Below are 13,014 nucleotides of genomic sequence, written 5' to 3'. Positions count from 1 at the left end.
TTACATAAAATAAACTATTTTAACACTCTAATAATCAGAACTGTTTAAACTAAAAATCATAGGAAAGCGATATAACACTCTAGTATTTTTGCTTTGTTGTTTTCCTGGAATAAAATCAGGCAATAGTAATACAATTCTTTTTGCTTCTTTTTTTAATATTTCAGGCACATTAATTCCTTCTGTCTTAACCTCAGTCACCTTACCCATTTCATTTATAACAAAACTCACTAAAACTTCTCCTTCTAACCCTTTTTCTATAGCTTCTTCTGGATAAACTAAGGTGGTCATTATATGGTCTTGCATTTTATAATTAAAGCAATCTTCTTTTTCTTTTAATGATTCTTTGCATGACAAGAATGCAGGAATTTCTTCAACTACATCAAAAGAAATTGATTTTTTTGTTGTTTCTTTTATAATAGGATAAACATTTCCTAAACTACATTCAGCTAGCTCATTTAATGTATTTATTTTCTTTAAACTTTTTGCTTCAATACCTTCTGCAAAACTAATTACTTTCTCAAAATAAATACGTTTTCTTACGTGCCTTCTACTAGGAACAGTAGTTACTATAACTGAAGCTTCTGTATTATTGCTTTCTACTTTCTTTTCTGCTAAACACTTGTGAACTATATTTACATCTACTGAATGAATACTTTCAGATGTACATTTCTCTTGCGCACTAACAGCTTGCATACTGAAATACAATAATAAGAGGGGGATTATTTTTTTCATCATGATCTATTCAGGTTAATACATGATAACTCAAAAGAGTAAACACTTCATTTAACTATACATACTTTGTAAGTAAAGATTATAATTACTAGGCATGGCATTATACTAATAAAATTAATTACGTTAAGGCTTTTAATTTATTGTTAGTTAATAAATATGAATAGAATCGTCTAAATATTGTTTGTGAAGTTTTATTATTTTTCATTTTCAGGGGGATAAAATGGTTAAAAATATAATTTACAATGCTTTATAAAACATATAAAAAGCAACATTAGGGATTATAAATATAACAAAAAAGAACTTAAAGTTTTAATTATTTAAGTCCTTTTTAAGTTATGTTTGCGTTTTTTTACTGTAAACTAATATTCTTGATATAGAAAATCATTATATGGAAAACGTTGAATATGTATTTTCTTTACCTCCTCATATACTTTCTCTTTAAAATTTTCTAAATTATCTTTATTTAAAGCTGAAATAAAAATACTTTCCGTTTCTAAGTCATTCATCCAGGTTTTTTTCCAGTCCTCTAATGTATAATGTTCTTTTGTTTTTTCTGTTATCAAATCATCTTCATCAATAGTTTCATGAGTATAAGCGTCTATTTTATTAAATACCATAACTGTCGGCTTATCTTTACTATCTATTTCATCTAAAATTTTATTTACAGAAGCTATATGATCTTCAAAGTTTGGATGTGAAATATCTACGACATGTAATAATAAATCTGCTTCACGAACTTCATCTAAAGTAGACTTGAACGACTCTACTAATTGTGTTGGTAATTTTCTAATGAACCCAACGGTGTCTGTCATTAAAAAAGGAATATTTTTTATTACCACCTTTCTAACTGTAGTATCTAATGTTGCAAACAGTTTATTCTCTGCAAAAACCTCACTTTTACTAACAACATTCATCAAGGTAGATTTACCAACATTGGTATATCCTACCAAAGCAACACGCACCATTTTTCCACGATTTTTTCGTTGTATGGACATTTGCTTGTCAATAGTTACTAATTTCTTTTTTAGCAACGAAATTTTATCTCGAATAATACGTCGGTCAGTTTCTATTTCTGTTTCTCCTGGACCACGCATACCAATACCCCCTTTTTGTTTATCAAGGTGTGTCCACATTCTGGTTAATCGAGGTAATAAATATTGGTATTGTGCTAATTCTACTTGAGCTTTTGCTGAGCTTGTTTGTGCTCTACTTGCAAAAATATCAAGTATTAAGTTGGTTCTATCTAAAATTTTACAATCTAAAAAACGTTCAACATTTCTAAGTTGCGCAGGCGATAACTCATCATCAAAAATAGCTGTTCCAATATCATTGGAATCTATATACGCTTTTACATCTTCTAGTTTACCTGTTCCAATAAAAGTTTTTGGATGGGGTTTATCTAATTTTTGAACAAACCTTTTTACAGCTACTCCTCCTGCTGTAAGTGTTAAAAACTCTAGCTCATCTAAATATTCTTCTGATTGTTTTTCATCTTGATGCTGGGTTATAATACCTATTAAAACCGCTTTTTCTGATATGGCTTCTCTTGTTTCTATCATACATTGCAAAAATACAAATTTATCAATGCATGTATTTAACTTTCTTTTAGTATTAAAATCACTATATCAGCTTTTTTACTGTGATTTTCAATATGGGTAAAACATCTTTTTCAAACCATGAGTTTTTGGTTAACCAAAATCGATTTCTTGGGGATGGATGTGGTAATACAAAATAGTTAGGCAAGTATTCCTCAAAAGTATTCACTGTTTCAGTGAGTGTTCTTTTAGCTTTTCCTTTTAAGTAATAGTTTTGAGCGTACATTCCTATTAAAATAATCAATTTTACCTCTGATATTTCTTTTAATAAAGGTTGATGCCACTGTGGAGCGCATTCTTTTCTTGGTGGTAAATCTCCTGATTTTCCTTTTCCTGGATAACAAAAACCCATAGGTATTATTCCAAAGTTATTGGTATCATAAAACTCCTCATCAGTAACATCCAACCATTTCCTAAGCTGTTTTCCACTAGCATCATCCCAAGGAATCCCAGATTGATGTACTTTGGCTCCAGGGGCTTGACCTACAATAATGATTTTGGATTTTTTACTAGCAAGAACTACAGGATTAGGCTCTATATGTTTCTCACAAATCTTACAGTTTTTTATTTCATTTAACAGATTCTCCACACTGTAAATTTACTATTTATGTATAAAAAAACACTCGTTTACATCATAAAACGAGTGTTTTTTAAATTCTAACTATTTAAACCTTAATTATTAATTGCATAACTAGCACCATTACCTAAATCTGATAAAAATGCCATAATAGTTTTTATTAATTTTTTTCCTTTTTTGGTTAGTAGTTGTCTTTTCATTTTTTTAGATATTTTATTAATTTCCCTGAGGTAAAATTAATATACAACTACCTGATATTTAATAGGATTTATACCCTTTCCAACCTACAAAACCACTCTTTTTCCTTCAGTTAAAAAAGGAGATTAGCACCAAAAATTAGTAAAAAAGTTTTATAAGATTTTTACAAAATCATCAAAAGCAACATAATAGGGCTTGTCTTTAAACACAGGTAAATCTACACTTTCTGCATTTGCTATAACTATGCCAGCATACCAAACCTTTGCATTTTGTTTTTCTGCGTGTTTTTTAAAAGTTTCCATCCACAATACATCATATTCTTGTGGAGACTGAATATTGTTCGTAGTTTTTACTAATACAAAAATGGTAGGCTCTCCTTTTTTAAACAACACAAATTGTGGATGCTTTTTCAACTCGCTATTTACTGCAACAAATTCATACCCCATTTCTTGCAGTTTTTTACCCACAATATTCATTCCTAAATTGTGAAGTTCTTGCTTAGTAAGTTCTTGCATTATTTACGTTTCTTATTGCGTTTGTTATAATTTTTATCTCCTCTTGTTTTTGGCTTTTTGTACTTCTTGGCAAGCTCTCTTCTATAAGAACCTCCTTGGTTTGTTTTTTTATTCTTTTCCTTTTTCTCGTGAAAAGCGGGACCTGGAATATATTCTTGAGAAGTTCTGTTTTTATTTACTTCTCTTTCTTCTTTCGGACGTTCTTCTTCCGTTAATTGCTTGGTTATTTCAACTTGTTCTGGAATTTCTTGCTTTGGAATTGTGTAATCCATCAATTCCTCAATTCGTTGTTTTGCTTCCTGCTCTTTTTCCGTAGCAAATAAAATTGCTTTTCCCTCTCTTTCTGCACGACCTGTACGACCAATTCTGTGCATATAGTTTTCGGGGAAGTGTGGCACATCAAAATTGATTACATGTGTTACTTCTTCTAAATCTAATCCACGTGCAATTACATCGGTAGCTATTAAGATTCGTTTTTCTCCTTTGTTGAATTGTTCTATAGAGCGCAAACGGTAGTTTTGTGTTTTATTTGAATGAATTACACAGGCTTGTGATGGATATTCTTCGGCTACACAATCAAATAGTCTGTCTGCATTTCTTTTATTAGGTGCAAACACCAATACTTTACTAAACTCTGATTTATCAAATAATAAATAGTTTAATAAGTTGACTTTTGTATAAAAATTAGGAACATCATAGCTTATTTGCTGAATGTTATCTAATGGTGTTCCACTTACTGCAATTGCTATTTTATGTGGAGCAATAAAAAAATCATCAATTAATGTTTCAACATCCTCCGTCATCGTTGCTGAAAACATGATATTTTGACGTCGTTGTGGTAACAAATCAAAAATGTTTAACAACTGAAAACGAAAACCCAAATCAAGCATTACATCTACTTCATCAATGACTAATTTTTGAATGGACTTTAATTTTAATACGTTACTTAACGCTAAATCGTACAAACGTCCTGGTGTGGCAACAATAATGTCAGCTCCTTGCATTACTGCTTCTTTATGGCGATTTAAATTAACTCCACCATATACACCTACAGTTCGTAAAGTGATGTATTTAGCTAGCTTTTCTATCTCTTCTACCACCTGAACCACTAATTCTCGTGTAGGTACTAATATCATCACCCTTGGGTGTTGTTGTTTTGAAAACTTTAAATCACGTAATATTGGGAGCAAATATCCAAAGGTTTTACCTGTACCTGTTTGTGCAATCCCCACTACATCTTTTCCTGAGCGAATTACAGGAAAGGCTTGTTCTTGAATAGGTGTTGGGTTTACGAAGCCTAATTCTTCAATTGAATTTCTTAGTGGATTTGATAAGTCTAAATCTTGAAAGGTCGTCATTAATAATAATTTGATGCAAAGGTACAACCAATATTTTGTATATTTAAGGGAGTAAATCCTTTTTGATTATGGAAATACCTAAACGATTAGAACAAGCACTTATAAAGCTTTATAATGCTTTTCACAACGATGAATTGAACCCTGAATGTTGCTCAGCATGTGCGGTTGGAAATATATTAGACAATCGAGATAGTTGGAAACATCTCACGAATGATCATGGCTCATTGCAACTAAGCTATGTGGGTAGGGTTCATCAAAATTTAGGTAGAAAATTTAATGGTTACACTCCGCTTGAATTACTACAGATTGAAAGGGTATTTTTAGAAGCATGCGGTTTTACTGTTCCTTTGTGTCATTATAACCCAAAACCTCAAAATCCGACCGATAAAGAGAGGTTATTTAATGGTTTATGCGCTGTAGTTTCACAACTATGTAAACTCGAAGGAATAGCTAACGTTATGGATTATGCTAGAGTTTTTGAATATGATAGCGACAACCCTGTATATAAGTTTGATATAATTTATGAATAACATTATTTTACTAAAAATGTTGTTTTGCTTTCATGATATTTAAATCTTCTCTTATTAAAGAATACTATCTTTTTAAACACAAAAAAAACCGATACAAATTTGTATCGGTTTTATAATATAAATGGAGTATTATGTTTCTATCCTCCAAAGTCATCAAAACGAATGTTTTCGTCATCTAGACCAAAATCTTCACCCATTTTTTGTACTGCTTTGTTCATTAATGGTGGTCCACAGAAATATAATTCTAAATCCTCAGGACTTTCATGCTTAGATAAATATTGGTCTATTACAACTTGGTGAATAAACCCAACAAAACCATCTCCGCTTTCATCGTTAATATCTTTTTTAACTTTCCAGTTATCTTCTTCTAATGGCTCAGATAATGCCAAGTAGAATTTAAAGTTTGGAAAGTCTTTTTCTAACGCTCTAAAGTAGTGAATGTAGAATAATTCTGCTTTAGAACGACCTCCATACCAGTATGTTACTTTCCTACCAGTCTTTAAAGTTCTAAATAAATGATAAATATGTGAACGCATTGGTGCCATACCAGCTCCACCACCTACATATAACATCTCTGCATCAGAGTCATTGATGAAGAATTCACCATAAGGTCCAGAAATAGTTACTTTATCTCCTGGCTTTTGATTAAAAATATACGAAGATGCCACCCCTGGATTTACATCCATCCATCCGCCTTTAGCACGATCGAAAGGAGGTGTTGCTACACGAACATTTAACATGATTTCTCTTCCTTCTGCTGGATAAGAAGCCATAGAGTATGCTCTCTCTACAGTTTCTTCATTCTTCATTACTAATGGTCTTAGGTTAAATTTATCCCAATCAGCCTCAAATTTATCTGGTTCACCTGGATGATCTTGTGGATGCGCAGAAATATCCATATCAGCATATTTTACTTCACATGGTGGTATTTCAATTTGAATATACCCGCCTGCTTTATAATCCATTTCTTCAGGAATCTCAACTACAAACTCCTTAATAAAGGTTGCTACGTTATAATTTCTTACAACAGTTGCTTCCCATTTCTTAATTCCAAAAATTTCTTCTGGAATAGAGATATCCATATCTTGCTTTACTTTTACCTGACATGCTAAACGGATACCATGTTGTAATTCTTTTCGTGTAAAGTGTGGTGTTTCTGTAGGTAAAGCTTCTCCTCCACCTGAATTTACATGACACTCACATTGTACACAAGAACCACCACCACCACAAGCTGATGGTAAAAATATTTTTTCATTACCTAAGGTAGATAATAAAGTTCCTCCTGATGCTACTTCTATTGTTTTTTCACCATTGATTGTAATTTTTACAGGTCCAGATGGTGCCAATTTTTGCTTAACAAATAATAATAAAGCTACCAAAACTAAGATTACCGCTAAAAACGCTAATACTGTAATAGCAACTGTTCCTCCTGTGCTTACTTCTAAAAATACCATTATTCTGTAATTTCTTTAGTGTTATTAGCTAATTCTCCTGCCTTCTCTTCAGTCTTTTCAGTTTCCTCTACTATCTTTTCTTCAACTTCTTTCTTTTCAACCTTAACTTCAGCAGTTTCTTCTTTTTTACCTGCATCATCACCTCCAGTTAACATTCCACCGAAGCTCATAAACCCGATAGCCATTAAACCTGTAATAATGAATGTAATTCCTAATCCTCTTAATGCTGGTGGCACAGAAGAGTATCTGATTTTTTCACGAATAGCAGCAATTGCTAAAATTGCTAAAAACCACCCGATTCCTGAACCAATACCATACGTAAATGATAAACCTAATGTTGGAATTTCACGAGATTGCATAAATAATGACCCTCCTAAAATTGCACAGTTTACTGCAATTAATGGTAAGAAAATACCTAAAGAGTTATATAATGCTGGCGCAAATTTTTCAACTATAATTTCTACTAATTGTACCATGGTTGCAATTGTTGCAATAAACATGATAAATGACAAGAAACTTAAGTCATAATCTACATATTCCTCTCCTAACCACTTTAAAGCTCCAGGTTGTAATAGGTATTGATCTAACAACCAGTTTACTGGTACTGTTACTGCTAATACAAAGATTACAGCGGCACCTAAACCTACGGCTGTTGATACTTTTTTAGATACTGCAAGGTATGAGCACATTCCTAAGAATGTAGCAAATACCATGTTATCTATAAATATCGATTTGAAAAATAATTCTATATGTTCCATTTTCTATATTTTTAATGAACACTAACTTAAGTTAGTCTTCTACTAATGCTTTATTTCTTGTACGTTGTACCCAAATAATAATACCCACAACAATTAATGCCATTGGTGATAATAACATAAATCCGTTGTTTTCGTATCCTAAAGCATACAATCCTGTTTTTTCGATAGGATCACCTAATACTTTAAATCCTAATAAAGTACCTGAACCTAATAACTCTCTAAAGAAACCTACAATAATTAAGATTACTGCATATCCTAAGGCATTTCCTATTCCATCTAAAAATGATCTCCAAGGTCCGTTTCCTAAAGCAAAAGCCTCAAAACGTCCCATAATAATACAGTTGGTAATAATTAACCCAATAAAAACCGATAAGGTTTTACTTAAATCGTACGCAAACGCTTTTAGCACTTGGTCTACAATAATTACTAATGTAGCTACTACGATTAACTGTACAATAATTCTAATTTTTGATGGAATAATATTTCTCATTAACGAGATTACTACATTCCCTACTCCTAATACAAATAATACCGATATAGACATTACAATAGAAGCTTTTAACTCTGCTGTAATTGCTAATGCAGAACAAATTCCTAATACCTGAATTGTAATTGGGTTATTATCTGCTAATGGATCAGTAATTAACGCTGCGTCTTTTTTTGATAAAAGTCCCATATTTATTTTAATGTTTTAAAGTAAGGTACGTATAAACCTAATTCAGATTTAATCATTGCAGCTACTCCGTCTCCAGTAATAGTTGCTCCTGCAATTGCATCTACCTCGTTATCATTTTTATCTTCATTCTTTGGATCATTGTTCGATTTAGAAACTGCAATTCCTTTAAAAGAACCATTGCTCATTAAATCTTCTCCAATAAAATCGTCCATAAAGTAACGTTGCTTAATGTTAGCCCCTAAACCTGGTGTTTCTCCTTTATGATCGAAGAAAACTCCTTGAACTACCATATTTTTATCCATTGCAACATATCCCCAAATAGCATCCCAAAGACCTTTACCTCTAATTGGAGCGATATAGAAAGTTTTTCCTTCCTTTTCACCTACAAATAATGGTAATTTTCTTGTTTTTCCTTCTTTAGCTGCTGTTTGTTGCTTTTTTACATCAATTAAATACGCTTTAGCATCTTCAGAAGCATTATCTCCTTCAATTACTAATTGTTTTTTTATGTATTTAGCAAACTCGTCTGCTACTTTATCTTTTGAAACAAACTCTACACTTGTTTCATCGTTTTCGTTTACACCCATTGCATACAAAATGTTTTGCTGCTTCTCGATACGTTTGTTAGCATCGATTGTTGGGCGAAGTGATGACGCTGTAAAAGCTAACAACGCACCCACTACTAGTACCATTCCTATTGCGAACGCTACCGTATATACATTACTATCTGTCTTCTTACTCATAATTAGGCAGTTTTAGCTTTTAAACGTTTTAATCTTCTTTTTACATTACCTTGAACTACGTAATGATCAATTGTTGGAGCAAATACATTCATTAATAAGATTGCTAACATTACTCCTTCTGGATATGCAGGGTTGAATACACGAATCATAATTGAAATAAAACCAATTAAGAATCCATAAATCCATTTTCCTTTGTTAGTTTGTGATGCTGTTACTGGGTCAGTTGCCATGTATACTGCACCAAACGCAAAACCTCCAATTAATAAATGCTTCCAAAAATCTAAACTCATTAATCCGTAAAACTTGCTTGTTTCACCAATCCATCCCATATCAACTACTTGATTGAAGATGAATCCCATTACTAAAGCTCCAATAACTGCAGATAACATAATTCTCCAGCTTCCAATCTTTGTAAAGATTAAGAATAAAGCCCCTAATAAGATTAATAATGTTGATGTTTCTCCTACTGAACCTGGAATGAACCCAAAGAACATATCAGAAACTGAATAATTTAATGGTTGCGACTGTGCTAAACTTCCTAAGATTGTTTCTCCTGAAATGGCATCAGCTGTTCCGGCAGCTTCTACTGCTCCTTGAACCCATACTTTATCTCCAGACATCCATGTTGGGTATGCGAAAAATAAGAATGCACGAATAGTTAAGGCAGGGTTTAAGATGTTCATTCCTGTACCTCCAAATACTTCTTTACCAATTATAACTCCAAATGCTACTGCTACTGCTAGCATCCATAATGGTAAATCTACTGGTACAATTAATGGAACTAACATTCCTGTTACCAAGTACCCCTCTTCTATCTCATGCCCTTTGATTATACAAAAAACAAACTCTATTGCTAAACCAACCGCATATGAAACAATTACTAATGGTAATATTTTAACCAAACCTATTAGAAAGTTACTCATATTCCAAAACTCTCCAGAAAAGAAACCTGTTGCATTTGAAACGGCTTCTATTTGAAGATTATGCTGATACCCTGCATTGAACATACCAAAAAGCAAACATGGTATTAATGCCATAATTACCGTATTCATGGTACGTTTTAAGTCATCTGCTGCCTTAATATGAGTTCCGCCGTGCGTTACCTCTTTTGGCATATAAAGAAAAGTATGAAATCCACTAAATAAGGGAAACCACTTTTTTTCTTTATGTTCTTCTCTAAAATTATCTAATTTTTGTTTTAAGCCCATATCTTATCCTAATTCTTCTCTCATTAAATCTAATCCTTCTCGAATTATTTTTTGGTGAGGTTGTTTCGATACACAAATAAATTCTGTTAATGCAAAATCTTCTGGTGCAATTTCGTAAGCCCCTAATCCTTCCATTTCGTCTAGATCTTTATACATACAAGCTTTTAATAATTGCATCGGATAGATGTCTAACGGAAAAATTTCTTCATAAGAGCCTGTTACTACAAATGCTCTGTGTTCTCCGTTAGTATTTGTATTTAAGTCATATTTTTTCTTTGGGTTTAACCAAGAAAAAGTTAATGCTCTAGAAGTAGATATTTTGTTAAAAACTGGTTTATTCCATCCAAAAAACTCATAATCATCTCCTTCTGGGATAGCTGTAATTAAGTTATCGTAGTATCCTAAGAAACCATCTTCTTTAACTTCTAAACCACTTAAAACATTTCCACTAATTACACGAGCATTATCAGCCTCTAAATTTCCTTTAACAACATCAGATATTTGTGCCCCTGCTTTTGCAGTTACATACTGTGGTTTGTTAAATTTAGAACCTGCTAAGGCAACAGTACGAGTAATATTTAACTTCCCTGTTAATAATAGCTCACCTATTACTACTAAGTCTTGAGGCGTAACTACCCACACAACTTCTCCTTTATTAATAGGATCAATTTGTGCTATTTGTGTACTTACATTTCCTACCGGGTGTGGACCTGAAACTTTATGTAGTTCAACTCCTTTCACATCTTTAAATGGTGATAGTGTTGAGTTTTTACCTACAGAAACATGTACTTTACCTGCTGTTAACTTTGTTAACGCTGTTAAAGCTGCTTGTAATTCTGCTTCTTTGCCTTTTAACGCATAATCATAATCAGCTGCTAAAGGCGCACTTGCATAGGCAGATACAAAAATTGCTTTTGGTGCTTGATTAGGATTTGCAACTACGTCATACGGACGTTGTTTTATAAACGGCCAACAACCTGAAGCAAACAAGTGGTTTTTCACCTCTTCTCCAGACATTGTGTCTACATCTTTTTTACCAAAATCTTTGTATTCCTGCTGTGCATCAGCAGTGATTTTAATTGCTAAAACTTTTCTTCGTGCTCCACGAACGATTTCTGTAACTTTACCGCTAACAGGACTAGAAAATAAAACACGCTCGTCACTTTTTGAATAAAAAAGTGCTTCTCCTGCTTTTACTTCTGTACCTTCTTTTGCTAAAATTTTAGGAATAACGCCGTGAAAATCATCTGGCTTTACTGCAAACAAACTACCTAATTGAAGTTCAGTAGTTATCTGTTCTGCCTCGCCAACTAGCTTGATATCCAAGCCCTTCTTAATACGGATGTCTTTTGACATAGGAACTGATTAATTTGATTTTCTTAAAAACACGCAAATTTAAAAATTTTGCATCCCTTTGCAGAACAAAACCTTTCTTATCTTTAAAAAACAACATTATTTATACTTATTCTAAATTAGCTTTTGCTTTTTTAAGCTTCTTATCGTAGAACAAACAGTCATCGTGGTACTTCTGGAATCTCCATTTTGTACTTTGTTCCATTTAAAGCTTTTAGAAAAGCTACTAAGTCATTAATTTCTTCATCGGTTAAGTTTAAAGGTTTCATTAACGGGTCTACCACTGGAAACAATGAGTCTTTCTTTTTTTCTTCAAAAGATGGGTTTAACATCTGCATACCACTGTTATACATGTTTACCACTCCTGTTAAGTTATCAAAAAAACCATTGTGCATCCATGGTCTTGTATTAAGTAGATCTCTTAAAGAAGGGGTTAAAAATTTTCCAACATCTTCACTATTCTTCGTAACATTATAACGTCCTAGATCTTCTTGTTCTCTCTTGTAATATGTTAATCCTATATTATGAAATTTTTGATCTGTAAAAAATTGCCCATGATGACAATTCATACATCTTGCTTTTGTTCTAAAAAGATGTAACCCTTTAATTTCAGAATCTGTTAATGCTTTGTAACTTCCTTTCATAAATCTATCTACCTTACTAGGTTGACTTTTTATAGTTCTCTCAAAAGCTGCAATTGCACTTAAAACCTGCTCTATTGTTATATTTTCTTTTTTATAAACCTTTTTAAAAAGCTCTTCATATCTTTTTACTTTTTGAAGCTTACCAGGTAGTTCATCAATATTCATATTCATTTCATTATGAGCTGTTATAGGCCCCAGTGCTTGATTTTCTAAAGAAGCTACTCTACCATCCCAAAAAAAGATTTTTTTTGATGCTACATTTAAAATTGTAGGTGCATTTCTAGAGCTTTGTAAATGATTATGACCCGTAGATTTTTCGGTATGAGTTGCCCATCCCATTTCTGGATGATGACAAGAACTACATGATATTTGATTTGAGGACGATAATTTGGGATCAAAAAAAAGTAGTTTACCTAGCGTAACTTCTGGCTTTTTTATGTCTTCGAAATAATTGTAATTTATTTCTATGGGTTTCATTTCTTGCCACTCAACCCCCTCGTCAATGATTGGTTTTGGCCATTTTGAAATTGGTTTTTTATATAAGTCAACTATGGAATAACCTTGGTTTAATTTTTCTTCTTGTGAATTATGTTGCTTGCATGAATACAACACAAGGATAAGAATAAGGTATTGTAAAAATCGTGTCATTTTTTGTTGCGAAAGAAAATAAGAG

General features: G+C 32.4%; 13 protein-coding genes. 1 reads left to right on the top strand and 12 read right to left on the bottom strand.

Annotation, left to right across the window (positions count from 1 at the left end; all coding sequences use genetic code 11):
• Positions 1-27: 27 nt before the first annotated feature.
• The 5 genes from MHM83_RS04050 to MHM83_RS04030 all read right to left on the bottom strand — a co-directional run bounded on the left by MHM83_RS04050 (position 28) and on the right by MHM83_RS04030 (position 4,975).
• Positions 28-735 (bottom strand): energy transducer TonB, encoded by a 708-nt coding sequence (locus MHM83_RS04050; RefSeq protein WP_159610871.1) that lies wholly within the window; start codon positions 733-735, stop codon positions 28-30.
• A gap of 356 nt (positions 736-1,091) precedes the next feature.
• On the bottom strand, positions 1,092-2,291 hold the full coding sequence (hflX, locus tag MHM83_RS04045) for a GTPase HflX (RefSeq protein WP_047788288.1): 1,200 nt from the start codon (positions 2,289-2,291) through the stop codon (positions 1,092-1,094).
• A gap of 61 nt (positions 2,292-2,352) precedes the next feature.
• Positions 2,353-2,916: a uracil-DNA glycosylase family protein gene (locus MHM83_RS04040; RefSeq protein ID WP_370641887.1), complete on the bottom strand. Its 564-nt coding sequence runs from the start codon at positions 2,914-2,916 to the stop codon at positions 2,353-2,355.
• A gap of 338 nt (positions 2,917-3,254) precedes the next feature.
• Positions 3,255-3,617, bottom strand: a complete 363-nt coding sequence (locus tag MHM83_RS04035; RefSeq protein ID WP_239178486.1) for a Na(+)-translocating NADH-quinone reductase subunit F — start codon at positions 3,615-3,617, stop codon at positions 3,255-3,257.
• Positions 3,617-4,975, bottom strand: coding sequence for a DEAD/DEAH box helicase (locus MHM83_RS04030; RefSeq protein WP_159610867.1), 1,359 nt, complete (start codon positions 4,973-4,975; stop codon positions 3,617-3,619). Before MHM83_RS04030 ends, MHM83_RS04035 begins: the two co-directional genes overlap by 1 nt.
• A 68-nt stretch (positions 4,976-5,043) precedes the next feature.
• On the opposite strand from MHM83_RS04030, the gene MHM83_RS04025 reads away from it, so the two are divergent.
• The gene (locus tag MHM83_RS04025) at positions 5,044-5,505 is read left to right on the top strand and encodes a hypothetical protein (protein ID WP_047788284.1); all 462 of its coding nucleotides are present in this window, start codon (positions 5,044-5,046) and stop codon (positions 5,503-5,505) included.
• A 137-nt stretch (positions 5,506-5,642) separates the two neighbouring features.
• On the opposite strand, the gene nqrF is transcribed toward MHM83_RS04025, so the two are convergent.
• The 7 genes from nqrF to MHM83_RS03990 all read right to left on the bottom strand — a co-directional run bounded on the left by nqrF (position 5,643) and on the right by MHM83_RS03990 (position 12,989).
• Positions 5,643-6,959, bottom strand: a complete 1,317-nt coding sequence (gene nqrF / locus MHM83_RS04020; protein WP_047788331.1) for an NADH:ubiquinone reductase (Na(+)-transporting) subunit F — start codon at positions 6,957-6,959, stop codon at positions 5,643-5,645.
• A complete protein-coding gene (gene nqrE / locus MHM83_RS04015; protein WP_239178484.1) occupies positions 6,959-7,717 on the bottom strand; it encodes an NADH:ubiquinone reductase (Na(+)-transporting) subunit E in 759 nt (252 codons plus the stop codon). The genes nqrF and nqrE overlap by 1 nt, the downstream gene beginning before the upstream one ends.
• A 31-nt stretch (positions 7,718-7,748) precedes the next feature.
• The gene (locus MHM83_RS04010; protein WP_047788329.1) at positions 7,749-8,393 is read right to left on the bottom strand and encodes an NADH:ubiquinone reductase (Na(+)-transporting) subunit D; all 645 of its coding nucleotides are present in this window, start codon (positions 8,391-8,393) and stop codon (positions 7,749-7,751) included.
• Between the two features lie 2 nt (positions 8,394-8,395).
• Complete coding sequence (locus MHM83_RS04005; protein ID WP_239178481.1) at positions 8,396-9,136, bottom strand: Na(+)-translocating NADH-quinone reductase subunit C; 741 nt, start codon at positions 9,134-9,136, stop codon at positions 8,396-8,398.
• Between the two features lie 2 nt (positions 9,137-9,138).
• On the bottom strand, positions 9,139-10,344 hold the full coding sequence (locus MHM83_RS04000; RefSeq protein WP_047788327.1) for an NADH:ubiquinone reductase (Na(+)-transporting) subunit B: 1,206 nt from the start codon (positions 10,342-10,344) through the stop codon (positions 9,139-9,141).
• Between the two features lie 3 nt (positions 10,345-10,347).
• The gene (locus MHM83_RS03995) at positions 10,348-11,700 is read right to left on the bottom strand and encodes a Na(+)-translocating NADH-quinone reductase subunit A (protein ID WP_239178479.1); all 1,353 of its coding nucleotides are present in this window, start codon (positions 11,698-11,700) and stop codon (positions 10,348-10,350) included.
• A 158-nt stretch (positions 11,701-11,858) separates the two neighbouring features.
• Positions 11,859-12,989, bottom strand: coding sequence for a cytochrome-c peroxidase (locus tag MHM83_RS03990; protein ID WP_073182543.1), 1,131 nt, complete (start codon positions 12,987-12,989; stop codon positions 11,859-11,861).
• Between the last annotated feature and the right edge of the window lie 25 nt (positions 12,990-13,014).

It is taken from the genome of Tenacibaculum sp. Mcav3-52, assembly GCF_022347665.1.
Taxonomy (GTDB): domain Bacteria; phylum Bacteroidota; class Bacteroidia; order Flavobacteriales; family Flavobacteriaceae; genus Polaribacter; species Polaribacter mesophilus.
This window is presented reverse-complemented; position numbering and strand designations above follow the sequence as displayed.